This is a genomic window from Halorhodospira sp. 9622 (assembly GCF_022228025.1).
Classification (GTDB): domain Bacteria; phylum Pseudomonadota; class Gammaproteobacteria; order Nitrococcales; family Halorhodospiraceae; genus Halorhodospira; species Halorhodospira halophila_A.
In genome coordinates this window covers 36,076-59,202 of record NZ_JAJNRE010000008.1, presented here as the reverse complement: position 1 = coordinate 59,202, position 23,127 = coordinate 36,076, and the positions used below count along the sequence as shown (strand labels likewise).

General features: G+C 70.2%; 24 protein-coding genes. 9 read left to right on the top strand and 15 right to left on the bottom strand.

Annotated features, from left to right (window positions below):
* Nucleotides 1-98 precede the first annotated feature (98 nt).
* Together rpmG and rpmB are read right to left on the bottom strand one after the other, a co-directional pair.
* Nucleotides 99-269: a 50S ribosomal protein L33 gene (rpmG, locus tag LRG07_RS06365; RefSeq protein ID WP_011815098.1), complete on the bottom strand. Its 171-nt coding sequence runs from the start codon at nucleotides 267-269 to the stop codon at nucleotides 99-101.
* Complete coding sequence (gene rpmB / locus LRG07_RS06360) at nucleotides 269-505, bottom strand: 50S ribosomal protein L28 (RefSeq protein ID WP_201173302.1); 237 nt, start codon at nucleotides 503-505, stop codon at nucleotides 269-271. The genes rpmG and rpmB overlap by 1 nt, the downstream gene beginning before the upstream one ends.
* A 156-nt stretch (nucleotides 506-661) precedes the next feature.
* On the opposite strand from rpmB, the gene LRG07_RS06355 reads away from it, so the two are divergent.
* Genes LRG07_RS06355 through LRG07_RS06345 form a run of 3 tightly spaced genes read left to right on the top strand, consistent with a single transcriptional unit; the run spans nucleotide 662 to nucleotide 3,568 of the window.
* On the top strand, nucleotides 662-1,327 hold the full coding sequence (locus LRG07_RS06355) for a protein-L-isoaspartate O-methyltransferase (protein ID WP_201241827.1): 666 nt from the start codon (nucleotides 662-664) through the stop codon (nucleotides 1,325-1,327).
* Nucleotides 1,324-2,295 (top strand): LpxL/LpxP family Kdo(2)-lipid IV(A) lauroyl/palmitoleoyl acyltransferase, encoded by a 972-nt coding sequence (gene lpxL / locus LRG07_RS06350; protein ID WP_201173309.1) that lies wholly within the window; start codon nucleotides 1,324-1,326, stop codon nucleotides 2,293-2,295. The genes LRG07_RS06355 and lpxL overlap by 4 nt, the downstream gene beginning before the upstream one ends.
* Nucleotides 2,296-2,299: 4 nt before the next feature.
* Entirely contained in the window at nucleotides 2,300-3,568 is a 1,269-nt protein-coding gene (locus LRG07_RS06345; RefSeq protein WP_201241829.1) for a 3-deoxy-D-manno-octulosonic acid transferase, read from the top strand.
* Here LRG07_RS06345 and LRG07_RS06340 read toward each other — a convergent pair.
* Nucleotides 3,565-4,833 carry a 6-phosphofructokinase gene (locus LRG07_RS06340; protein WP_238642002.1) on the bottom strand — a complete coding sequence of 423 codons (1,269 nt, stop codon included), beginning with the start codon at nucleotides 4,831-4,833 and terminating at the stop codon, nucleotides 3,565-3,567. The two genes, LRG07_RS06345 and LRG07_RS06340, sit on opposite strands and share 4 nt — an antisense overlap.
* Before the next feature lie 151 nt (nucleotides 4,834-4,984).
* On the opposite strand from LRG07_RS06340, the gene LRG07_RS06335 reads away from it, so the two are divergent.
* Nucleotides 4,985-6,001 carry a class 1 fructose-bisphosphatase gene (locus LRG07_RS06335; RefSeq protein WP_201241830.1) on the top strand — a complete coding sequence of 339 codons (1,017 nt, stop codon included), beginning with the start codon at nucleotides 4,985-4,987 and terminating at the stop codon, nucleotides 5,999-6,001.
* 49 nt (nucleotides 6,002-6,050) lie between these two features.
* Here LRG07_RS06335 and hemF read toward each other — a convergent pair whose 3' ends face one another.
* From hemF to def, 4 genes are read right to left on the bottom strand one after another with little or no spacing between them, the layout of a single operon-like run.
* Nucleotides 6,051-6,971 (bottom strand): oxygen-dependent coproporphyrinogen oxidase, encoded by a 921-nt coding sequence (gene hemF, locus LRG07_RS06330; RefSeq protein ID WP_238642001.1) that lies wholly within the window; start codon nucleotides 6,969-6,971, stop codon nucleotides 6,051-6,053.
* Nucleotides 6,968-8,257: a 16S rRNA (cytosine(967)-C(5))-methyltransferase RsmB gene (rsmB, locus tag LRG07_RS06325; protein WP_201173331.1), complete on the bottom strand. Its 1,290-nt coding sequence runs from the start codon at nucleotides 8,255-8,257 to the stop codon at nucleotides 6,968-6,970. The genes hemF and rsmB overlap by 4 nt, the downstream gene beginning before the upstream one ends.
* On the bottom strand, nucleotides 8,254-9,186 hold the full coding sequence (fmt, locus tag LRG07_RS06320) for a methionyl-tRNA formyltransferase (protein WP_238642000.1): 933 nt from the start codon (nucleotides 9,184-9,186) through the stop codon (nucleotides 8,254-8,256). The genes rsmB and fmt overlap by 4 nt, the downstream gene beginning before the upstream one ends.
* Nucleotides 9,186-9,695, bottom strand: coding sequence for a peptide deformylase (gene def / locus LRG07_RS06315; protein WP_201173335.1), 510 nt, complete (start codon nucleotides 9,693-9,695; stop codon nucleotides 9,186-9,188). Before def ends, fmt begins: the two co-directional genes overlap by 1 nt.
* 174 nt (nucleotides 9,696-9,869) lie before the next feature.
* On the opposite strand from def, the gene dprA reads away from it, so the two are divergent.
* The 3 genes from dprA (at nucleotide 9,870) to LRG07_RS06300 (ending at nucleotide 13,963) form a co-directional block, all read left to right on the top strand.
* The gene (dprA, locus tag LRG07_RS06310) at nucleotides 9,870-10,985 is read left to right on the top strand and encodes a DNA-processing protein DprA (protein WP_370641510.1); all 1,116 of its coding nucleotides are present in this window, start codon (nucleotides 9,870-9,872) and stop codon (nucleotides 10,983-10,985) included.
* 2 nt (nucleotides 10,986-10,987) lie between these two features.
* A complete protein-coding gene (locus tag LRG07_RS06305; RefSeq protein ID WP_011815110.1) occupies nucleotides 10,988-11,458 on the top strand; it encodes a DUF494 family protein in 471 nt (156 codons plus the stop codon).
* 105 nt (nucleotides 11,459-11,563) lie between these two features.
* Entirely contained in the window at nucleotides 11,564-13,963 is a 2,400-nt protein-coding gene (locus LRG07_RS06300) for a DNA topoisomerase I (protein ID WP_238641999.1), read from the top strand.
* Here the strand turns inward: LRG07_RS06300 and tsaD are convergent.
* Genes tsaD through plsY form a run of 3 tightly spaced genes read right to left on the bottom strand, consistent with a single transcriptional unit; the run spans nucleotide 13,956 to nucleotide 16,169 of the window.
* Complete coding sequence (gene tsaD / locus LRG07_RS06295; protein ID WP_238641998.1) at nucleotides 13,956-14,963, bottom strand: tRNA (adenosine(37)-N6)-threonylcarbamoyltransferase complex transferase subunit TsaD; 1,008 nt, start codon at nucleotides 14,961-14,963, stop codon at nucleotides 13,956-13,958. The two genes, LRG07_RS06300 and tsaD, sit on opposite strands and share 8 nt — an antisense overlap.
* Before the next feature lie 40 nt (nucleotides 14,964-15,003).
* The gene (locus LRG07_RS06290; RefSeq protein ID WP_238641997.1) at nucleotides 15,004-15,579 is read right to left on the bottom strand and encodes an L-threonylcarbamoyladenylate synthase; all 576 of its coding nucleotides are present in this window, start codon (nucleotides 15,577-15,579) and stop codon (nucleotides 15,004-15,006) included.
* Nucleotides 15,576-16,169 carry a glycerol-3-phosphate 1-O-acyltransferase PlsY gene (gene plsY / locus LRG07_RS06285; RefSeq protein WP_201173356.1) on the bottom strand — a complete coding sequence of 198 codons (594 nt, stop codon included), beginning with the start codon at nucleotides 16,167-16,169 and terminating at the stop codon, nucleotides 15,576-15,578. Before plsY ends, LRG07_RS06290 begins: the two co-directional genes overlap by 4 nt.
* 141 nt (nucleotides 16,170-16,310) lie before the next feature.
* Between plsY and LRG07_RS06280 the strand changes: the two genes are divergently transcribed.
* On the top strand, nucleotides 16,311-17,495 hold the full coding sequence (locus tag LRG07_RS06280) for a class I SAM-dependent methyltransferase (protein ID WP_201243130.1): 1,185 nt from the start codon (nucleotides 16,311-16,313) through the stop codon (nucleotides 17,493-17,495).
* Here the strand turns inward: LRG07_RS06280 and LRG07_RS06275 are convergent.
* The gene (locus LRG07_RS06275) at nucleotides 17,492-18,757 is read right to left on the bottom strand and encodes a multifunctional CCA addition/repair protein (protein ID WP_238641996.1); all 1,266 of its coding nucleotides are present in this window, start codon (nucleotides 18,755-18,757) and stop codon (nucleotides 17,492-17,494) included. The genes LRG07_RS06280 and LRG07_RS06275 overlap by 4 nt on opposite strands.
* 3 nt (nucleotides 18,758-18,760) lie before the next feature.
* Nucleotides 18,761-19,723, bottom strand: a complete 963-nt coding sequence (locus tag LRG07_RS06270) for a complex I NDUFA9 subunit family protein (RefSeq protein WP_238636621.1) — start codon at nucleotides 19,721-19,723, stop codon at nucleotides 18,761-18,763.
* A 47-nt stretch (nucleotides 19,724-19,770) separates the two neighbouring features.
* On the opposite strand from LRG07_RS06270, the gene LRG07_RS06265 reads away from it, so the two are divergent.
* Complete coding sequence (locus LRG07_RS06265; RefSeq protein ID WP_238641995.1) at nucleotides 19,771-20,637, top strand: sulfite exporter TauE/SafE family protein; 867 nt, start codon at nucleotides 19,771-19,773, stop codon at nucleotides 20,635-20,637.
* Between the two features lies 1 nt (nucleotide 20,638).
* Here LRG07_RS06265 and LRG07_RS06260 read toward each other — a convergent pair whose 3' ends face one another.
* The 3 genes from LRG07_RS06260 to accB form a co-directional block, all read right to left on the bottom strand.
* A complete protein-coding gene (locus LRG07_RS06260; protein WP_238641994.1) occupies nucleotides 20,639-21,211 on the bottom strand; it encodes a YfaZ family outer membrane protein in 573 nt (190 codons plus the stop codon).
* A gap of 69 nt (nucleotides 21,212-21,280) precedes the next feature.
* Nucleotides 21,281-22,624, bottom strand: coding sequence for an acetyl-CoA carboxylase biotin carboxylase subunit (gene accC, locus LRG07_RS06255; protein ID WP_201173387.1), 1,344 nt, complete (start codon nucleotides 22,622-22,624; stop codon nucleotides 21,281-21,283).
* Between the two features lie 9 nt (nucleotides 22,625-22,633).
* Nucleotides 22,634-23,113: an acetyl-CoA carboxylase biotin carboxyl carrier protein gene (accB, locus tag LRG07_RS06250; RefSeq protein ID WP_238636622.1), complete on the bottom strand. Its 480-nt coding sequence runs from the start codon at nucleotides 23,111-23,113 to the stop codon at nucleotides 22,634-22,636.
* Nucleotides 23,114-23,127 lie beyond the last annotated feature (14 nt).

Below are 23,127 nucleotides of genomic sequence, written 5' to 3'. Positions count from 1 at the left end.
GACCGGTCAAGCGCGATCGGAACCCCGAAACGACACGGGCCCGGTGCCGAAGGCAGCCGGGCCCGTTCGCCACACGGCGCATGGGGACGCCGTCGGTGTTACTTGAGCTTGGTCTCGCGGTAGGTCACGTGCTTGCGCACCACCGGATCGTACTTCTTCATCTCAAGCTTGTGCGGGGTGTTCCGCTTGTTCTTGTCGGTGGTGTAGAAGTGGCCCGTGCCGGCGCTCGACACCAGCTTGATCTTTTCGCGTGCGCTCTTCCCGGCCATTAGACCCTCTCCCCACGGGCCCGCATGTCGGCGAGCACCGCGTCAATGCCGCGTTTATCGATGATCCGCATGCCCTTGGCGGAGACACGCAGCCGTACCCAGCGATTCTCGCTCTCCACCCAGTAGCGGTGATCGTGCAGATTGGGCAGAAAACGCCGGCGCGTCTTGTTGTTGGCGTGGGAAACGTTGTTTCCCGTACCCGGACGCTTGCCGGTGACTTGGCAGACCTTGGACATAACTACGCTCCTCAATCCCAGCTCGCCGGCAGCCGCCGGAAAAGGCGGTTTTTATACCAGCATCCGGCGGCCAACGCAAGGAGTGCTTGCCGCGCCCGACCAGACCCCCTACGATTGCCCTGCCCATCGCTCCAGGGATGAGGGGAGGAGATTATAATGACACAAAGCGTGACTGATTCGGCACGCGACAACATGATCCGCCGCCAGATCCGCCCGTGGAACGTGCTCGAGCCGCGGGTGCTGGAGGTGCTGGAGGAGATCCCCCGAGAAGCGTTCGTGCCGGAGCACCTGCGCGGGATGGCGTACAGCGACCTGCAGCTGCCACTGGGCAACGGCGAGGTCATGATGGAGCCCCGCCTGGAGGGGCGGATGCTCCAGGAACTGGACCCGGCCCCGGGCGAGAAGGCGCTGGAGATCGGCACCGGCAGCGGCTACGTCACCGCCTGCCTGGCCCACCTGTGCGGCCACGTAACCAGCGTCGAGCTCCAAGCCGACCTGCACCGGCAGGCGCAGCAGCGGCTCGGGGCCGCCGGGCTGGGCGAGCAGATCGAGCTGGTCCAGGGCGACGCTGCCAGCGGCTGGCACGATGGCCAGCACTACGACGTGATCGCCGTCACTGGCTCCCTGCCGGAGCTCCACGACGGCTTCCACAGCTCGCTGACCATCGGCGGGCGTCTGTTCGTCATCGTCGGCAGCGGCCCGATGATGGAGGCCCTGCGCATCACGCGCACCGGGCCCAACGCCTGGTCCACCCAGAGCGTCTTTGATACCGCGGTACCGCCGCTGCGCGGCCTGACCAAGAGGAACCCATTCAAGCTTTGAGCGACACCGTGACCGCCCCCAAGGGCCGGCGCCGCGGGGCCCGGCCCACCCCGAAGGACGACCGCCTGCTGCAGCTGCGCTTCCTCCATCCGCGCTTCTGGGGGGTGTGGCTGCAGCTGGGTCTGCTGCGGGGCGTGGTGGCCCTGCCCCACCGGGCGCGCATGGCCATCGGCGCCGCGATCGGCGAACTCGCCTGGCATCTGGCGGGGGAGCGGCGCCGTCTGGCCCTGCGCAACCTGGAGCTGAGCTTCCCGGAACTCTCCGCACAGCGCCGGCAGACCATCGCCCGGGAGAACTTCCGGCTGATGGGCATCGGCGTAGTGGAGACCGCCATGGGCTGGTGGCTGCCCATGGAGCGCATCGCCGAGCTCTTCGAGGTCCACGGCCAAGAGCATCTCGAGGCCGCCCGCGACAGCGGTCGCGGCGTCCTGCTGCTGACCTGCCACATGCTTGGCCTGGAGCTCAGCGGCGCCCGGGTGCGTCAGATCACGCCGTTCAAGGCCCTTTACCGCGAGGACCGCAACCCGCTGGTGGCCACCCTGATCCGGCGCAATCGGCGCCGCCGAATCGAGGATGTGATCTCCAACCAAGACATGCGCGGCATGATCCGCGCGCTCAAGGGCGGCGACATCATCTGGTACGCGCCGGACGAGAACATCGCCCCGCGGCGCGGCGGCATCTTCGCGCCGTTTTTCGGCATCCAGGCGGCCACCACACCAGCCACCGCGCGACTGGCCGAGCGCACCGACTGCATCGTGCTGCCCTACTACCCGCAGCGGCTGCCGGGTGGGCGCTACCGGCTGGTCTTCGAGCCACCACTGGAGGCCTTCCCCAGCGGCGACATCCACGCCGACACCGCGCGCATCAACCAACTGATCGAGCGATGGATCCGGCACCAGCCGGAGCAGTACTTCTGGGTACGTAAACGCTTCAAATCCCGACCCGAGGGTGAGCCCCCGCGCTACTGAACCGATGCTCAAACCCGTCTATACCGCCCTGCTCTACGGCCTGTCACCGCTGATCTGGCTGTGGCTGGTGCGCAGCACTCGCCAGCGCGGCGGCGCCCGCATGCGCCGCGAGCGCCGCGGATACTACGGACTGACCGAGGCGGACCAGCCGCTGTGGCTGCACTGCGCCTCGGTAGGCGAGGTGCGCACCGCAGCCCCGCTGGTCCACGCCCTCGCCGCGCGCCGACCCGGGCTGCCACTGCTGGTCACCACGGCCACCGCCACCGGCGCCGAGACCGCTGCCCACGTACTGCCCGCCGCCACCCGCCACGCCTACCTGCCACTGGACTGGCCCGGGGCGGTGCGCCGCTTTCTGGACACCTTCCAGCCGCGCGCGGCGGTGATCCTGGAGACGGAGATCTGGCCGAATCTCTATGCCGCCACCGCACGGCGAAGCATCCCGCTGCTGCTGGCCAACGCCCGGCTCTCCGATCGCACCGTCGAGGGGGCCGCGGTGATCCGGCGGCTGCAGGGCAAGGCCCTAGCCCACGTCGATCTCATCCTGGCCCGCAGCACCCTGGACGCCCGGCGCTTCGCCGGCTTCGGCGTCCCCGCCGAGCGTCTGCACACCCTCGGCAGCCTGAAACTGGCCCCGCCGATCACCCCACCCCCGGAGCCGTTCGCCTTCCGGCGCCCGGCGCTGGTGGCCGCCTCGACCCATGATGATGAGGAGATCCGCATCGCCAATTGCTGGGCCGAGGCGCGCAGGGAGCGGGACGTGCCGCAGCTGCTGGTCATCGTCCCGCGCCACCCAGAGCGCGGGCCGGCGATCCGTCAGTCGCTGCAGCAGGCCGGTTTCCGGGTGGCGCTGCGCTCGGCCGGCGAGGACTGGCAGTGGGCCGACATCTACGTAGCCGACACCCTGGGGGAGCTGGAGGCCTTTATGGCCGGCGCGGAGACGGTGATCATCGGCGGCTCGCTGATCCGCCGCGGCGGGCAGAACCTGGTGGAGCCGGCCCGGCTGGGCAAGCCCATCCTGTTCGGGCCGCACATGAGCAACTTTGCCGAAGAGTCGGAGCGGTTGCTGGCCGCCGGCGGGGCGCAGCGGTTCTTCGATGAGACCGACCTGCGCCACGCCATCGCCGAGCTGGCACAGGATCCCCGGACCCGCCGGGAGATGGGCGAGCAGGCGGCAGCCACGGTGCAGGCGGCGCAGGACACCGCCGGCCTCTACGCCGACGCCATCCTCGCCCACGTTGAGTCGCGCGCCGGAGCGCCGCCGACCGGGGACTAATCCGGCGGTTCGGCGCGGAACGGCGGGCAGCGCTGGGGGCGTAGTACCCCGCGGATACGCGGATAGCAGGGCAGTCCGCGCTCGAACGGCGGATAGTCCTCGCCCTCGATCAGCGGTCGCAGGTAGTCACGACAGGCGGCGGTGATGCCGTAGCCGTCCGGCGAGATGAACGAGGGCGGCAACCCGCGCTCGATGCTCGCCACCTCCTCGAGCGGTACCCGGTCGATGGACCAGCGATACGGCTGGTCCGATTCACGGCGGATCACCGGCATGAAGCCATGCCGGCCGGCCACCACCCCTTCCACGGCAGCCCGCCCGACGGCGTAGGCCTGCTCGACATCGGTGCGCGAGGCCAGATGCCGGGCCGCCCGCTGAATGTAGTCCACCACCGACCAGTGCAGCTTGTGCCCCGTCTCCTGGCGGATGATCTCGGCGAGCCGCGGCGCCACGCCGCCGAGCTGCGTATAGGCGTAGATGTCATGGCTCTGCGCCACCGAGAACAGGGAGCCATCCGGGTTCTTCAGCCCCTCCGAGGCAACCACCACGCAGTAGCCGTGGGTGCGGATCGCCATCTGCAGCTGGGTCAGGAAGTCGCCCAGATCGAAGGGGCTCTCGGGGAAGAGGATCAGCATTGGCGGCCGGCCGTCATACTCCTGAGCCAGTGCCGCCGCCGCCGCCAACCACCCGGCGTGACGCCCCATCACCTCGAGGATGAAGACCCGGGTCGAGGTGGTGTGGGCCGACTCGACGTCGAGGCTTGCCTCGCGGACCACGGTGGCGATGAACTTCGCCGCCGACCCGAACCCAGGGCTGGTATCGGTCATGCCCAGGTCATTGTCGATGGTCTTGGGCACACCGACGGCGGTGATGGGGTAACCGAGTTCGTCGCCGATGCGCGCGACCTTGTGGGCGGTATCCATGGAGCCGCCACCGCCGTTGTAGAAGAAGTAGCCGATGTCGTGGGCGTGGAAGACCTCCACCAGGCGCTCGTACTGCGCCCGGTCCGCGTGGAGATCGCCGAGGTCGAAGCGGCACGACCCGAACGCGCCACCGGGCGTGTGGCGCAGCGCGGCGAGAGTCAGCGGATCCTCCTCGTCGAGGTCGATGATCTCCTCCTCGAGCACCCCGAGGATCCCGTTGCGGGCCGCATAGCAGGTGCCGAAATGGGCCGGATGGCCGCGCACCGCCTCGATGACGCCCCAGGCGCTGGCGTTGATGACCGCCGAGACGCCGCCGGACTGAGCATATAGTGCGTTCTTTGGCATGCGATCAGACTTGTGTGTTGACGCTTATGGGCTTGCGCACCAATGTACCGGAGGAATGCGCCGAACGCTTGCCGCCGCCGCGCCATCGGCGGCGGATGTCCTCGGTTGATATTAAAGAAGCCATGGAAACCGCACGCCAGGGGAGAAAACCATGCACATCGGTACGACTCTGACCAACTACATCATCGAGACGCAGCGCAACCTGCCGGAGGCCACCGGCGAATTCACCGGCCTGCTCAACGACATCTCCGTCGCCTGCAAGCGCATCGCGGACCTGGTCAACAAGGGCGACCTGGTCGGCATGCTTGGGTCGGCGGACTCGGAGAACGTCCAGGGCGAGACCCAGAAGAAGCTCGACGTGGTCACCAACGAGGTCTTCATCGAGGCCCTGACCCAGAACGGCCACATCGCCGGGCTCGTCTCCGAGGAGATGGACGACATCTACCCCCTGCCCAACCCGTCCCAGCGGGGCCGCTACCTGCTGCTGTGCGATCCGCTCGACGGCTCGTCGAACATCGACGTGAACGTCTCCGTGGGCACGATCTTCTCCATCGTCCGCGCCCCGCAGGGCAGCGAAAAGCCCTCGACCGGGGACTTCCTCCAGCGCGGCACGGAGCAGGTGGCCGCCGGCTACTGCCTCTACGGGCCGTCAACGATCCTGGTGCTCGCGGTCAAGGGCCAGGGCGTGCAGATGTTCACGCTCAACCGCGACTTCGGCGAGTTCATCCTTACCCGCAAGGACGTGCAGATCCCGGAGGACACCAAGGAATTCGCCATCAACGTCTCCAACCAGCGTCACTGGGAGGAACCGGTCCAGCGCTACATCGATGAGTGCCTCAAGGGCAAGGAGGGGCCGCGGGGCAAGGACTTCAACATGCGCTGGGTGGCCTCGATGGTCGCCGAGGTCCACCGCATCCTCTGCCGCGGGGGGGTGTTCATGTACCCGCTCGACGCCAAGATCAAGGCCAAGGGACAAAGCGGCCGCCTGCGCCTGATGTACGAGGCCAATCCCATGAGCCTCATCGTCGAGCAGGCCGGCGGCGCCGCGACCACCGGCCGGCAGCGGATCCTTGAGCTCGATCCGACCGACATCCACGAGCGGGCACCGGTGGTCCTCGGCTCCAAAAACGAGGTGGAGCAGGTTACCAGCTACCACCGGGAGGGCTGACGCGCGCCCGAACCGGACGCCCTGCGCCCCGCCCGGGGGCGCAGGGCGTTCACGCCCAGTCGCGGGGGACCAGATACGCCTCCGTCAGACGGGCCTCCGGGCTCCCGGGTTCTGGCTCAAAGCCGTACTCCCAGCGCACCCGGGGCGGCAGCGACATCAGGATCGATTCGGTCCGCCCCTCCGACTGGATCCCGAACCGGGTCCCGCGATCCTGCAGGAGGTTGAACTCCACGTACCGGCCCCGCCGGTAGAGCTGGAACTCCCGCTCGCGCTCACCGTAGGGATGGTCGCGGCGGGACTCGACGATGGGACCGTAGGCGTCCAGGAACGCCCCACCTACCGCCTGCACGAAGCGGAAGCTCGCCTCGAACCCCCAGTCGTTGAGATCGTCGAAGAACAGCCCGCCGATGCCGCGCTGCTCATCGCGGTGGGGCAGCCGGAAGTACTCGTCGCACCAGCGCTTGAACGTCGGATAGACGGTTTCGCCGAACGGCTCGCAGGCCGCCCGGGCCTGGCGGTGGAAGTGGCGGCAGTCGTCGTCGAAGGGGTAGTACGGGGTCAGATCGAAGCCGCCGCCGAACCACCACTGGGCGCCGCAACACGGCTCGCCGGCGACGAACAGGCGCAGGTTAGCGTGGGTGGTCGGCACATACGGGTTCCACGGGTGCAGCACCAGCGATACACCCACCGCCTCGTAGGGCTGGCCGGCCAGATCAGCGCGTCGCTCGGTGGCCGTATCGGGCAGCGCATCGCCCCGGACGTGGGAGAAATTCACCCCACCCTGCTCGATCACCCGCCCGCCCTTGAGCACGCGGCTCTCGCCGCCACCGCCTCCGGGGCGCTGCCAGCGGTCGGCGTGGAAGGCACCGCGTCCGTCCCAGCTCTCGATGGCTCTGCAGACCCGCCCCTGCCAGGTCACCAGCCAATCGTGCACACGCTGCAGGCCGTCAGCCGGCATCGCATCCGTCATTCCACGCTCCGTTCCAGGCAGGCGTAGAAGAAACCGTCCATGCCCTGTTCGCCGGGCAGGATCTGGCACCCGGCGCCGGTGCGGCGGCCAACCGCCGGCAACGGCCCCCGCGAGGCGTCGGGCTGCTCGGCCAGGAACCCGGCCACCACCGCTTCGTTCTCTTCGGGAAAGATCGAGCAGGTGGCGTAGACCAGCCGCCCGCCCGGCGCCAGGACCCGCCAAAGGGCGTCGAGCAGCTGGCGCTGCGCCGGGGCCATGCGCGCCGGATCGTCGGCCCGGCGCAGCCATTTGATATCGGGGTGGCGGCGGATCACGCCGCTGCCCGTACACGGAGCGTCGAGGAGGATGCGCTGAAACGGCTCGCCGTCCCACCAGGCATCGGGATTGGCGGCGTCGGCGGCCACGCAGTGGGCCTCGTGGCCGGCGCGGGCGAGGTTGTCGCGCACCTGCCGCAGCCGGCGCGCCGAGCGGTCGAGTGCGGTCACCGTCGCCGCCGGGGCGTGTTCGAGCAGGTGCACCGTCTTGCCGCCGGGGGCGGCACAGGCGTCGAGCACGCGATCGCCGGGCTGCGGGTCGAGCAGGGGGGCAGCGAGCTGCGCGGCCTCGTCCTGCACCGATAGCCACCCCTCGGCGAACCCGGGCAGGCGGGCCACAGGTACCGGATCGTCGAGAATCACCGCGGTGGGTGCGACGGCCCCGGGCTGTGCCGCGACCCCGCGCTCGGCCAGCGCTTCCAGGCACGCCGGGCGGGGGATACGGGCGCGGTCCACGCGCAGGGTCATCGGCGGGTGGGCATTGCCGGCCTCGGCCACCGCGGGCCAATCCTCCGGCCAGGCGCCACGCAGGTGCTCGGCCAGCCAGCCCGGGAGTGCGTACCGCGTGGCCTCGTCCGTCGGCAGGGGCGGAGTGGCCTTGTGCAGCTTGCGCAGTACGGCATTCACCATGCCGGCGGCCCGGGCCCGACGCAGCCTGCGCGCCGCGTCGACGGACTCCGAGACCGCCGCGTGGGCCGGTGTGGCAAGCCCCTGGGCCTCCCACGCACCAAGCACCAGCAGAGCGCGCAGCAGCGGATCCCGTCGCCAGTCATCGCGGGGGGTGAGGGTGGCCACCTGGGCCTCCAGCCGGGTCAGCCAGCGCAGCGCCCCGTAGACCAGCGCCTGGAGCAGCGGCCGGTCGCGCTCGGCGACGCGGGTGAACTGCCCCTCAAGGGCCTCGTCCAGGGTCTCGCCGCGCTCCAGCACCCGCTCGAGGACGTGCACCGCGGCCACCCGCGGAGGGGTACTCACTGAACGCGCTCTCCCGGCGCCAGGCGGCGCCCGTTGAGGTAATCGGCAGCGCTCTGCTCACGGCCACCGGCTGGCTTAAGCCGCGTGATACACAGCCGCCCCTCGCCGGTGGCGACCTCGATGCCACTGCCACTGGCCGCCGCCACGGTACCGGCCTGATCGTCGGGGCGGCCGGGGCAAGCCCGCGCCGCCAGCACCCGCACCTGCGTCCCCCCCAGATGGATCCGCGCCCCGGGCACCGGCGCCAGTGCGCGCACGCGGCGTTCCAGCTGTTCCGCCGGCTCGGCGGGGTCGAGCCAGCTCTCGGCCGGGGTCAGCTTGGCGGCGTAGGTGGCTCCCTCCTCGGATTGGGGCTCCGGGGTGATGGCTCCGGCCAGGATGTCCGCCAGGTGCGCGACCAGCAGGTCGGCGCCGATCCGGGCCAGTCGATCGTGGAGGGACCCGGCGGTCTCGTCGGCGCTGATGGGAGTCCCCTCGCGGGCGAGCATCGGTCCGGTATCCAGGCCCTCGTCCATCTGCATCAGGGTCACGCCGGTCTGCTCGTCGCCGGCGAGCAGGGCGCGCTGGATGGGCGCCGCCCCCCGCCAGCGCGGCAACAGCGAGGCGTGGACATTCACGCACCCGCAGCGTGGTGCATCCAGCACGTTGCGCCGCAGGATCTGGCCATAGGCCACCACCACCATCAGGTCGGGTGCCAGCTCACGGATCCGCGCTGCCTCCTCGTCGCCGAGGCGCTCGGGCTGGTGAACGGTCAGCCCGTGCCGGTCGGCGGCACGCTTGACCGGCGGCGGCGTCAGCCGGCGTCCCCGACCGGCGGGGCGATCAGGCTGGGTGAAAACAGCCACCGGCGGCACGCCGGCCTCGACCAGAGCATCGAGGCCGGGCACCGCGAACTCCGGCGTTCCCGCAAAGATGATCCGTGCCGCCATCAGCCCGCCGCGCTGAACCGCTCGCGCTTCTCCATACGCTTGCGCACCCGCTTGCGCTTGAGCTCGGAGAGGTAATCGATGAACAGCCGACCTTCGAGGTGGTCGATCTCGTGCTGCAGGCAGACGGCCAGGGTGCCCTCAGCCTCGTCCTCGACCACCCGGCCATCGCGCTCCAGCGCCCGGTAACGCACCCGCGTTGCCCGCGCAACGTCGTCGTAGTAGCCCGGAATGGACAGGCACCCCTCCTCGCCACTGGCCTCACCGGTGGCCTCGAGGATTTCCGGATTGACCAGCACCCGCGGCTCGTCGCGCTCCTCGGAGACGTCGATCACCACCACCCGCCGGCGGTCCCCCACCTGCGTGGCGGCCAGCCCGATGCCGCGAGCCTCGTACATGGTTTCAAGCATGTCGTCTGCCAGACGGCGGACGGCGTCATCGACCTCCGCGACGGGCTCGGCCCGCTCGCGGAGGCGGGGGTCAGGGTAAACAAGGATATCGAGGAGGGCCATGAGCGATGCTGCGCCTATTGTTGAGTGACGCATCGATTGTAACGCACCGGCGCACGGAGGGCAGCCACAACCTGGAATGCTTCTACGGCGCATCCGAGAACCGCTTCCGCAGCAACCCCGCCCTTGCGCCCGCCCGCCGCCGCCGGGCAACGTATCGGTCCCTTGCCAAGGACGGTGAGCAACGACATGGACGACGACACCTACCACGCCCTCGCCCTGGCGCGGGTTCCCGGCGTGGGCCCGCGCACCTGGTCCCGGCTGATGGCGGCCTTCGGCGGGCCGGAGGCGGTCTTCCGGGCCGGGCGCAGCGCCCTGCGCAGTCTGGGTCTCGACGCCACCACGGAGGCCGGTATCCTCGCCCCGGACTGGGCCGCCGCCCGGGCCGATGCCCGCTGGCTGGACGGCCCGGGGGCGCGCCACCTACTGCGCCTGGCGCGGCCGGGCTACCCGGGGCAGCTGGCCGAGATCCCCGACCCGCCACCGCTACTGTTCGTCGCCGGCGACCCGGCGACCCTGCACCACCCTCAGGTGGCCATCGTCGGCAGCCGCCACGCCACCGCCGCCGGGCGCGACCTGGCCCACGACCTGGCCGCAGGCCTGGCACGAGCCGGGGTCGCCACCACCAGTGGCCTGGCCACAGGCATCGATGCCGCTGCCCACCGCGGTGCCCTGGAGGCTGGCGGCACCACGCTGGCGGTCGTCGGCACCGGCCCGGACCGGATCTATCCGGCCCGCCACCGCCGCCTCCACGCCAGGATCCTCGCCTCCGGCGCCGTCCTCGGCGAGCTGCCCCCCGGCTGCGGACCGCTGGCGGCCCACTTCCCGCGGCGCAACCGAATCGTCAGCGGCCTGTCGCTGGGGGTGGTGGTCGTTCAGGCCGGCCGCCACAGCGGCTCGCTGATCACCGCCCGGCTCGCCGCCGAACAGGGCCGCGAGGTCTTCGCCGTACCCGGATCCATCCACGACCCGTTGGCCCGCGGGTGCCATGCGCTTCTGCGGGAGGGTGCCAAGCTGGTAGAATCGGTGGACGATATCCTGGAAGAACTCCCGGGCACGGTCGGCAGCGCCCCCGTGAACGCCCCCTCGGATTCGACCAGTCCAGCCGCGGATCCGGACGAGGCGCGCATCCTCGCGGCCCTCGGCCACGATCCGCTCACCCTCGACACCCTCCAGCAGCGGTCTGGATTGACGCTCGATAGGCTTTCATCCATTCTGCTAACCATGGAGCTGAAAGGCCTGGTGACTGCGATACCCGGGGGCCGGTATCAGCGGCGCGGGCCAGAGGGCTGAAGATGAAGCAGAACGTTTTCGAAGTCCTGATGTACCTGTTCGAGAACTACCTCTACAACGACGAGGAACCCGGCGATCGGGACTCGCTCGAGAGCGAGCTCCACGAGGCCGGCTTCAGCGCGATGGAGATCCGCAAGGCGTTCGAGTGGCTCGACGCCCTGGCCGACTCCCGCGTACTGCCGGCCGCCCCGTCGGGCAAGTCGTCGATCCGGTTGTTCGGCGAGCCCGAGCTGGCGCGCCTGGACACCGAGACGCGCGGGTTCATTCTCTACCTGGAGCAGGTCGGCATTCTCACCGCGGAAAGTCGCGAGCTGGTGCTCGACCGGATCCTGGCGCTGGATGACCACGAGGTGGATCTCGATACGGTCAAATGGGTCATCCTCATGGTCCTGTTCAATCGCCCCGGCGAGGAAGAGGCGTATAACTGGATGGAGAACCTGATGTTCGACGTCCCGACGCACCTCGTCCACTGACGACGGGTGGCCGCCGCGCCCCGGCGCGGCGGCCGGTTCCACGGCCCGGCACCGCCCTTCGGTCGCCACCCGACCGCCCTCCTCTACATACACGAACGGCTCTGCATGGGTAAAAGCCTCGTCATCGTCGAGTCGCCTGCCAAGGCGCGCACGATCAACAAATACCTGGGTTCCGATTACGAGGTCATGGCCTCCTACGGCCACGTCCGTGACCTCGTCCCCAAGGAGGGGGCGGTGGATCCGTCCAGCGGCTTCGCCATGAAGTACGCGCCCATCGACAAGAACCAGAAACACGTCGATGCCATCGCCAAGGCGGCCCGGAAAGCCGATGCCCTCTACCTGGCCACCGACCCGGACCGCGAGGGCGAGGCCATCTCCTGGCACCTGGTGGAGCTGCTCCGCGACAAGGGGATCCTGGACGGCAAGCCGGTCTACCGGGTGGTCTTTCACGAGATCACCAAGGGCGCCATCCAGGAGGCCATGGACCACCCGCGGGACATCTCCGAGGAGCTGGTCAACGCCCAGCAGGCCCGCCGCGCCCTGGACTACCTGGTCGGGTTCAACCTCTCGCCGCTGCTCTGGCGCAAGATCACCAGCGGCCTCTCCGCCGGGCGTGTGCAAAGCCCCGCGCTGCGCATGATCTGCGAGCGTGAGACCGAGATCGAGCAGTTCGAGCCCCAGGAGTACTGGAGCGTCGAGGCGGATGCGGCCAAGGCGCAGCAGCCCTTCGTGGCCAAGCTCTCGCAACTCCACGGCGAGAAGGTCCGCCAGTTCACCATCACCGACGAGGCCCACGCGCAGGAAGTGGACCGCACGCTGCGCGAGGCGGCCCGGGCCCAGGCGGACCCGTCCCGGCTGGGCCCCGTCGGCGATGGCGACACCGAGGTCATCGGGACGCTGCGGGTCGCCTCGGTGGAGCGCAAGCAGCGCCGCCGCAATCCGGCAGCACCGTTCATCACTTCGACCCTGCAGCAGGAGGCATCGCGCAAGCTCGGCTTCACCGCCAGCCGGACCATGCGCATCGCCCAGCAGCTCTACGAGGGCATCGACGTCGGCGAGGGCAGCGCCGTCGGCCTGATCACCTACATGCGGACCGACTCCGTGAACCTCTCCGGCGAGGCGATCACCGAGATGCGCCAGGCGATCACGGATCGCTACGGGGCCGACAGGCTCCCGGACAAGGCGCAGGTCTACAAGACCCGCTCGAAGAATGCCCAGGAGGCCCACGAGGCCATCCGGCCCACGTCGGCGGCACGCCACCCGGACGATGTGCGTGCCTACCTCAACGACGAGCAGCGCAAGCTCTACGACCTCATCTGGAAGCGGGCGGTCGCCTCGCAGATGAAGCACGCCACCATCCACACGGTGGCCGTCGACCTGGCCGCGGACGCCGACGACCGCCACCTGCTGCGGGCCACCGGCTCCACGGTGGCCGATCCGGGCTTCATGGTCGTCTACCGCGAAGGCAGTGACGACGGCAAGGACGACTCCGGCGAGAAGTTCCTCCCGGAGCTCGAGGAAGGCGAGCAGGTGGAGCTACACGCCATCCGCGCCGAGCAGCACTTCACTGAGCCGCCGCCGCGCTACACCGAGGCGAGCCTGGTGCGCGCCCTGGAGGAGTACGGCATCGGCCGGCCGTCCACCTACGCCTCGATCATCTCCACGCTGCAGAACCGCAACTACGTGGAGATGGACGGCAAGCGCTTCATCCCCACCGACATCGGGCGCACGGTTAACAAGTTCCTCACCGAGCACTTTGACCGTTACGTCGACTACGACTTCACCGCCCGGCTCGAGGACGACCTGGACGCCATCTCCCGCGGCGAGCAGGACTGGGTGCCGGTCCTCGAGGCGTTCTGGGAGCCCTTCCGCGAGCGGGTCGAGGAGAAAAAGAACGTCTCGCGCCAGGAGGCCGTCCAGGCCCGCGAACTCGGCACCGACCCGAAGACCGGCAAGCCGGTGACGGTACGCATCGGCCGCTACGGGCCGTTCGCCCAGCTCGGCTCCCGGGACGACGACGAGAAGCCGCGCTTCGCCGGCCTGCGCCCCGGTCAGAGCATCGACACGATCACCCTCGATGAGGCCCTGCAGCTGTTCAAGCTGCCGCGGGATATGGGCGAGACCGAGGAGGGCGAAGACGTACAGGTCAGCATCGGCCGCTTCGGCCCCTACGTGCGCTACGGCAAGAAGTTCGTCTCCATCCCCAAGGACGAGGACCCGTACACCATTACCAAGGAGCGGGCCCACGAGCTGGTCCGGGAGAAGAAACAGGCCGACGCCAACCGGATCATCCACGACTTCGGCGACGGGATTCAGATCCTGCGCGGGCGCTACGGACCGTACATCACCAACGGCGAGAAGAACGCCAAGGTGCCCAAGGACCGGGAGCCGGACTCGCTCACCCACGAGGAGTGCCAGGAGCTGATCGCCAAGGCACCGGCCCGCAAGGGGCGCCGCGGCGGCACCTCCAAGGGCGGGCGCGGGCGCAGCAAGGCGACTACCTGAGTTCGGCCAGCGGCCAGCGTGGGCGCACGCTGAAGTCGAGATCGTCGCGGTGGCCGGCCTCCAGGCGACGCAAGCCGGTGTAGGCGATCATCGCGGCGTTGTCGGTACACAGCTCCAAGCGCGGGTAGTGGGCGGTGAATCCGCTCGCGCGCCCGGCCTCGTCGAGCCGCTCGCGCAGCCGGGCGTTGGCCCCCACCCCGCCCGAGACCACCAGCCGGCCCGCGCCGGTCTGCTCGAGCGCACGCCGGCACTTGATCACCAGGGTATCCACCACCGCCTCCTGGAATCCGTGGGCGATGTCCGCCCGCCCCTGGGAGTCGTCCCCGGCAGCCTCGACGGCATGCAGGACGGCGGTCTTCAGCCCGCTGAAGCTGAAATCGAGCCCCGGCCGGTCGGTCATCGGCCGCGGCAGGCGCACCGCACCCGGAGTCCCTTCCGCGGCCAGGCGGGCGATGGACGGACCACCGGGATACGGCAGCTGCAGCAGCCGGGCGGTCTTGTCGAACGCCTCGCCGGCGGCGTCATCCACCGACTCCCCAAGGACGCGGTAGCGGCCAAAGTCCGCCACCTGCACCAGCATGGTATGCCCCCCGGAGACCAACAGGGCCACCAGCGGCATCGCCGGCGGATCCGGCTCGAGCAGCGGAGCCAGCAGATGCCCCTCCATGTGGTGGACGCCGACGGCGGGCAGGCCGCGGGCCCAGGCCAGAGTCCGCGCGAAGGCGGCCCCGACCATCAACGCCCCGGGCAGGCCGGGGCCGCGGGTCCAGGCGACGCCGTCGAGCTCCGCCGGCGTCAGGCCGGCGTCACGCAGCACCCCGTTGACCAACCCGGGCAACTTGCGCACGTGATCCCGTGAGGCCAGCTCCGGCACAACCCCGCCATAAGCGGCATGGTCGGCCACCTGGCTGTGCACGGCGTGCGCCAGCAAACCCTCGCGGCGGCAGTAGACCGCCGCGGCGGTTTCGTCACAGGAACTCTCGATACCTAGTACGCGCACAGGGGAGACTCCGATCCGGACGGATTCAGAAAATGGCGGCTCAGCGTCTCAGGTACGCCCCGCTGCGCCCGTCCCGGATGGGGGTGGGGCGCCCCAGCCCGCCCAGCCGACCAGGCACCAGGGCATCGATCCGCGTGCCGAAGTAACGCCGCACCTGCGGTGCGCTCCGAGCGGGCCGCCCGGCCGAGGGGTTGGCGCTGGTGGAGACCAGCGCACCGCCGAAGGCCCGGCACAGGGCCGCGGCCACCGGATGCGCGGTCACCCGCACGGCCACCGTGTCGCGTCCACCACTGACCCACCTCGGCGCCCGGGGCGAGGCCGGCAGCACCCAGGTCATCGGCCCCGGCCAGCTGGCGCGGATCTCCTCGGCCCGCTCCTCCGTCAGCGGTGCCAGGAAGCCGCCGAGCTGCTCCGGCTCGGCGGCGATCAGGATCAGGCCCTGACGCTCGGGACGACCCTTCAGCGCCAGCAGGCGCGCCACGGCGTCGTCGCGCCGCGGATCGCACCCCAGCCCCCAGACCGCCTCGGTGGGATAGGCCACCACCCCACCGCGGCGCAGGACGGCAGCCGCGTGCCCGATCCGGAACGGGCTGCTGCCGGCCGCACGCTCGCTCATGAGCCCGAGGAGCCGATGCGGCTCTCCTCACCGGCGGCGAGCCGGACGATGTTCTCGCGGTGGCGCCAGACGATAGCCACCGTGAGGATGGCCGTCGCCGCGGTGAGCACCGGCGAGCCCGAGAGCCAGAGCATGTAGATCGGCGCCATGGCGAAGGCCACCACGGCGGCCAGCGAGGAGTAGCGGAAGGCGCCGGCCACGGCCAGCCAGGTCACCGCAGTGGCCAGCAGGGCCAGCGGAGACCAGGCCAGGATCACCCCCAGGCCCGTGGCCACACCCTTGCCCCCCTGGAACCGGAAGTAGACCGGGAACAGGTGGCCAAAGAAGGCCGCCAGACCCGCGGCGCTAGCCACTACCGGGTCCTCGGTGGCCAGCCAGGCCAGCAGCACCGGGAGCGTCCCCTTGAGCCAGTCGCCAACCAGGGTAATGCCCGCCGGCACCTTGCCGGCCAGGCGCAACACGTTGGTCGCCCCGGGGTTGCCGGAGCCACCCTGGCGCGGGTCGCCGAGATTCATCACCCGGCAGACCACGATCGCCGAGGAGATGGAACCGATGAGATAACCGATGATTACAAGGATGACATCCAGCATGGCGCAAGTCTCTGTCGATCAGTGGCGCGTTGCAAGTTTCAATCAGCTCCGGGCGGCGCTGCCGCCCTCCACCGTATACCGGAAACGCGGCACGGACGATACGCCTTGCCACGCGGCGCGTTGCCCCTGAAACTCTCGGGCATGACCCGAGACAACCCCGCCCTGGACCTCGACCCGACCGCCCTGGCGATCAGCCACCGCCTGAGCCAGCGCCTGCGTACGGCGATGGACGAGGCCGGCGGTGCGCTGACCTTCGAGGCCTTCATGGACCGGGCCCTGTACGAGCCCGGCCTCGGCTACTATCGCGCCGGCGCGGCCCGTTTCGGTGCCGGGGGCGACTTCGCCACCGCCCCGGAACTCAGCGCGCTGTTCTCCCGCACCCTGGCCCGGCAGGCCGCGGAAATCCTCGACCACCTGGGTGGCGGCGACGTCATCGAGCTCGGCCCGGGCACCGGACGCCTGGCGGCCGCTGCGCTGGCCGAACTCGAGCACCTCGGCCGTCTGCCGCGGCGCTGGCGCATGCTCGAGGTGAGCGCCGCCCTGCGCCAGGAGCAGGAGCAGACCCTCGCCGACCTCGTCCCCCACCTGCTCGAGCGCGTCGAGTGGCTCGAGACGCTGCCCACCGACAGCCCGCGGGCGGTCTGGGTCGCCAACGAGGTCCTCGACGCCCTGCCGGTGCGCCGCTTCGTCAAGCGCGGCGACGGGATCCGCGAGCTCGGCGTGCAGCCCGACGGCGACGGCTTTGCGTGGAGCGAACAGCCCGCCGACACCGAGCTGCAGCGGGCCGTCGCCGCCATCGAGGCACGCCTGGACGCGCCCCTGCCCGAGGGCTACGTCTCTGAGGTCTGCACCCGCCTCCAGCCCTTCCTCCGCGGGCTGTCCGAGGCACTGCCGCACGGCGTGATGCTGTGGCTCGACTACGGCTACCCCCGCCGCGAGTACTATCTGGCCGAGCGCCACCGCGGCACCCTGCTCTGCCACTTCCGCCACCGGGCCCACGACGATCCGTTCTTTCACCCCGGGCTGCAGGACATCACCGCCTTCGTCGACTTCACGGCGGTGGCCGACGCGGCCCTCGACTGCGGGTTGGAGATCCTCGGCTATGCACCGCAGGGGCCGTTTCTCATGGGCGCCGGCCTTGCCCAGGTCGCCGAGTCGGCCATCGACGGCGCCGATGCGGCCGGCCAGGTGACCGTCAGCAACGAGGTCCAGCGCATCACCCACCCCGGCGACATGGGGGAGCGGTTCAAGGTGATGGCCCTGGGGCGCGGCTACCATGGCCCGTTGAGCGGCTTCACCCTGGCCGACCGACGCGCCACGCTCTAATCCGGATCCGCCGGCGGCGTGCCGGCGGCCGTTCCGCCGCGCTCCGGGCGCGGGAGCTGTGCCACCGCCCGGCAGCGCGCCTCGCGCACCGCTTCGCCCACCTCCGGCCCACGCAGGCCCTGCTCGACGAAGACGCGCGCCGACACCCCGCGGCACGCCTCGAAGGCGTCGCGAAGGAAGGCCCCGGCGGGCCAGTCGGCCACCTCGTTGCCGGCACGGCCGCGGTAGTCCGCCAGGCAGGCCTGGAGGAACGGCTCCAGGCGCTCCGGGCGCCGGAACAGGTCCAGGGCCTCGAAGAGTTCCACCAGCGCCCCGGGGCGCAGCTCCGGCGCGCGGTGGGCGCGCATGTGCCAACGTGTGACCAGGATGGCCAGGTCCCGGCACGCCCGCGGCGCCTTCAGACGCTCGCTGGCCTCCCGCGCCGGCTCGACCCCGGCGGCCTCGTGGCCCGGGTGATGGGGGAGCTCCTCGGCCGGCGTGAGCGCCTTGCCCACATCGTGGAACAGCACGGCAAAGCGCACCTCCAGCGGCGCACCGTTGCCCGCCGCGGCGTCCAGGGCCTTGAGAGTGTGGGTGCCGGCATCACCCTCGGGGTGGTACGCAGGCGGCTGCGGCACACCGAACAGGGCATCCACTTCGGGCAGTACGCGGGCCAAAGCGCCGGCCTCACGCAGGACCTCGATCATGCGCCTGGGCGCGGGCTCCATCAGGCCCCGAGCCAGCTCCTGCCACACCCGCTCCGGGACCAGGGCGTCGACCTCGCCAGCATCGACCATGCGCTGGCACAAGGCCATAGTGTCCTCGGCGACGACGAAACCCGCATCGGCGAAACGCGCCGCGAAACGCGCCAGGCGCAGGATGCGCACCGGGTCCTCGGCAAAGGCTTCGGTGACATGGCGCAGCCGACGGGCCTCGAGGTCGGCCCGGCCGCCGAACGGGTCGATGAGGTTGCCCTCGGCATCCTCGGCCATGGCGTTGATGGTCAGATCGCGCCGGGCCAGGTCCTGCTCCAGGGTGACATCCGGCGCCGCGTGGAAGGCGAACCCGTGGTATCCCACCGCCGTCTTGCGCTCGGTGCGCGCCAGGGCGTGCTCCTCGCCGGTCTGCGGGTGGAGGAAGACCGGGAACTCCCGGCCCACCGGGCGATAGCCGGCCGCCTCCATGGCCTCGGGCGTGGCTCCGACCACCACCCAGTCCACCTCGTCCACCGACCGCCCCAGGAGGCGATCGCGGACCGCGCCGCCGACACGATACCGTTGCACGGGCTAGCGACCGGCCTCGCGCCGGGCTTGCTGATACTGCGCCTGCCGCCCGGCCGTGCCCAGGTAGTTTGGTGCGATGGCCTCGAGCGCGTTCGCCTGGATGCCCAGTGCCGCCAGGCCGTCCTCGGCGCAGCAGCTCGGGGTGGCGCTGAGCCGGTACTGATCCAGGGTATACGGTCTGCCGGGCATCCAGCCGAGCACTCGGGCACTGGCCTGGGACAGGCTGTCGTTCAGGCCGACCACCCGGCGGCGCAGGCCGCGCAGCTCGGCGACGTACTCCACCAGCTCGCGCAGGGTATAGATCTGCGGTCCGCAGAGCTCGTAGGCACGCCCGGCCGTACGCGGATTCTCCATGGCGTTGATCACTGCCTGGCCCACGTCGCCGGCGAAGACCGGCTGGAAGCGGGCGTCCGGCGTGGGCAGGAAGAAGACCCCGGGGGCGAAGCGCAGGAGCCCGGCGAAGCGATTCAGGAACCGATCGCCACTGCCGAAGATCACCGACGGTCGCAGCACCGTGGCACCGATCTGCTCCGGATCCGCCGCCCGCACCAGCTGCTCGCCTTCGCCCTTGGTGCGCAGGAACAGGCTGTTGGCGTCCGGGTGCGCGCCGACGGCGCTCATGTGCAGGTAGCGTGGCACGCTGGCCCGGCGAGCGGCGGAAAGCACCCGCCGGGCCAGGTCGACGTGGACCTCGCGATAGGCACCCTCGCGCGGGCCATTGCGGCCGGTGTGGGCACCGGCCAGGTTGATCACGGCGTGGCAACCGCTGAAGTGGCGCACCAGCTGCCGCTCGTCGTGGACGTCGGCCTCGATCAGTCGCAGCCCGGGGAAGGGCAGCAGGTCGCGGCCACGGTAGTAGCGGCGGGTCAGCGCCCGTATCGCGTACCCCCGCCCGGCGAGCCGGTTGGCCACGTGCATCCCGACGAAACCGGTCCCGCCGACGATACAGACGGTCTTCGCGTCCATGAACGGTCTCCTGAAGAACCGAATAACGATCGTTACGGTGCGATACCGTGGCCTTTTATGCGCAACTTTTCAACGACGCCGGGCCACCCCTTGCACCGCGGGCTGATCCCACCGACACTCGGCCGGTGCTCGAATTGCTGATCTACCTCGGTGCCGGCTGCCTGGCCGGTGCGACCGCCGGGCTGTTCGGGGTCGGCGGCGGGATCGTGGTGGTCCCCGTCCTGCTGCTGGTCTTCCCGGTACTCGGGGTCGCCCCGGCGGTCGCCACCCACCTGGCCATCGGCACCTCGCTGGCTACGGTGGTGGTCACCTCGCTGGGCTCGGCACGCGGCCACTACCGGCTGGGGGCCGTGGACATGCCGCTGTTGCTGCGCCTGGGGGCCGGCATGGTTGCCGGGGCGGTGCTGGGCACGGGGCTGGCTGGCTACCTGGACGGTGTCGCACTGCAGCGACTGTTCGGAACCTTCCTACTGCTGGTCTCGCTCTACATGCTCTCCGGCTGGCAGCCACCGCGGCGCGGTGGTGGCGGGGGGGACGGCGTGCTCGCCGGAGTCGGGGGCGGCATCGGCACCCTGTCGGCCATGGTCGGGGTCAGCGGCGGCACGGTGACCGTCCCGTATCTGGTCTGGCGCGGCCTGGCCATGCACCGGGCGGTGGGCACCTCATCGGCCACCGCGCTCCCGCTGGGGCTGACCGGGGCCCTGGGCTACCTGGTCGTCGGCTGGGGTGAGCCGCAGCTACCCCCGGGAGCCACCGGCTACATCTACTGGCCGGCATTCGCCGGGATCGTCACGGCCAGCCTGCTCGCCTCGTCTCTGGCGGCGCGGCTGGCCCACCGGGTCCCGGCAAGGCGGCTGCGGCGACTGTTCGCGATCCTGCTGCTGTTCGTGGCCCTGCGCCTGCTGCTCAGCTGAGCTAGAACCGAACCCGCACGCCGAGGTGGAGGTTGTTGTCCAGGGTCTGGTTGCTGGCGCTCGACATGTGCAGGCGAAGGTAGCGGAAACCCAGATAGGCGCTGGCCCGCGGGGTGAAGTCCAGCTTATAACGGATATTCCCCTCGAAGAGCCGCTTGGCGCGGCCAAAGGCGGTGATGTTCGGCGCCACGTGGCCACGGAAGACCAGCGCCTGGGGCACCTGCGCCGGGATGCTGAGCCGGGCCGAGCCACTAAGCGCCACGGCCCCGACGACACGATCGGGCCCATCGGCATAGATGATGTAGCCCTTGGCCCCGGCGCCGAACTGCAGCGGGCTGAACCCCTCGGCCGGCGGCCCGGTGACGTGCATGATACCGCTGAGGGCGACGTCGCCGTCGTCATTGAAGTAGAGGCTCCCGCCGAGGTCGGCGTCCTCGACGGTCATTTGCTCGGTGGGCGGGAAGTAGAACCCGACCTCCGCGGCGTCGTCGTGAAGATTGATGTCCAGCTCCCGCGCCATCGGGGCTGTCGCCCAAAGTGCCAGGGCCGCCACCGCCGCGATCCGCTTGATCATGCTCGTCTCCCCGCTGGGGTCTGCCCGCCTGCGCCCATTACAGGGCGTCGCCGCACCGTGGTGCAAGCCTTAATCGAGGGCGAGCTTCTTCTCCAGATAGTGGATGTCGGTCCCGCCGGCGCGGAACGCGGCATCCCCGATGATCTCCTGCTGCAGCGAGATATTGGTGCCGATGCCGCTGACCACGATCTCGGATAGCGCCGTGCGCATGCGGGCCAGCGCGCTGTCCCGGCTCGGACCATGGGTGATCAGCTTGCCGATCATGGAGTCGAAGTACGGCGGCACGGCGTAGCCGGTGTAGACGTGGGAGTCCACACGCACCCCGGGGCCACCCGGGGCGTGGAAGTGGTCGATGGTGCCCGGGCACGGCATCAGGGTCTTCGGATCCTCGGCGTTGATCCGGCACTCCACGGCGTGGCCACGCACCTGGATGTCCTCCTGGCGCCAGCTCAGCGGCTCGCCCGAGGCGATGCGGATCTGCTCGGCGACCAGATCGCAGCCGGTGACCATCTCGGTGACCGGGTGCTCGACCTGGATCCGGGTGTTCATCTCGATGAAGTAGAACTCGCCGTTCTCGTAGAGGAACTCGAAGGTGCCCGCGCCGCGGTAGCCCATCTGCCGGCACGCCTCGGCGCAGCGCTCGCCGATATCCTGGCGCTGCTTTTCGGTGATCCCCGGCGCCGGCGCCTCCTCGACCACCTTCTGGTGACGCCGCTGCATGGAGCAGTCGCGCTCGCCCAGATGGATGGCGTTGCCGTGGTGGTCTGCGAGCACCTGCACCTCGATATGGCGCGGCTTCTCCAGGTACTTCTCCATGTAGACGGTGCCGTCGCCGAAGGCGTTCTCGGCCTCGCCGCGCGTCAGCGACACGGCATTGAGCAGCGCCGCCTCACTGCGCACCACGCGCATGCCGCGGCCGCCACCGCCGGAGGCCGCCTTGATCATGATCGGATAGCCGATCTCCGAGGCGATACGCAGCGTCTCGTCGGGATCGTCCTCGGGCACCGGACCGTTGGAGCCGGGCACACACGGTACGCCGGCCTCCTTCATGGCGCGGATCGCCGAGACCTTGTCACCCATGGTGCGGATGCTCTCGGCGCGCGGGCCGATGAAGACGAAACCCGACTGCTCCACCCGCTCAGCAAAGTCGGCATTCTCCGAGAGGAAGCCGTAGCCGGGGTGGATGGCGGTGGAGTCGGTCACCTCGGCGGCGGCGATGATCGCCGGGATGTTGAGGTAGCTGTCGCGGACGTTGTTCGGCCCGATGCAGACCGACTCGTCGGCCAGGCGCACGTGCTTGAGCTCGCGATCAGCCGCCGAGTGCACGGCGACACTGCGGATGCCCAGCTCACGGCAGGCGCGCAGGATGCGCAGCGCGATCTCGCCGCGGTTGGCGATGAGGATCTTCTGCATGGTGCTCACTCAGTCGGAGATCAGGAACAGCGGCTGGTCGTACTCGACGGGCTGACCGTTCTCGACCAGAACGGCGGTAATCACCCCGTCGCGGTCGGCCTCGATCTGGTTGAGCATCTTCATTGCCTCGACGATGCACAACGTGTCGCCGGCCTTGACCCGCTGCCCCTCCTCGACGAACGGCTTGGCCGTCGGCGACGGAGCCCGGTAGAAGGTACCGACCATCGGCGAGCGGATCGGCTCGCCCTCCGGCTCATCGTCACCGGCCTCCTCGGGCTCGGCGGCGCCGGCCGGCGCCGCGGCTGCAGCCGCCGGCGGGGCCGCGGCGGGCGCCGGTGCCGGCGCAGCATACGCCGGCTGCGGCTGCGGCGGCGGGTTGGGCGCGTTGCGCGTGATCCGGACCGACTCCTCGCCCTCGGCGATCTCAATCTCGTGGACGCCGGACTCGTCGAGCAGCTCGATAAGACGTTTGATCTTGCGAATATCCATAGATCGACGAAACC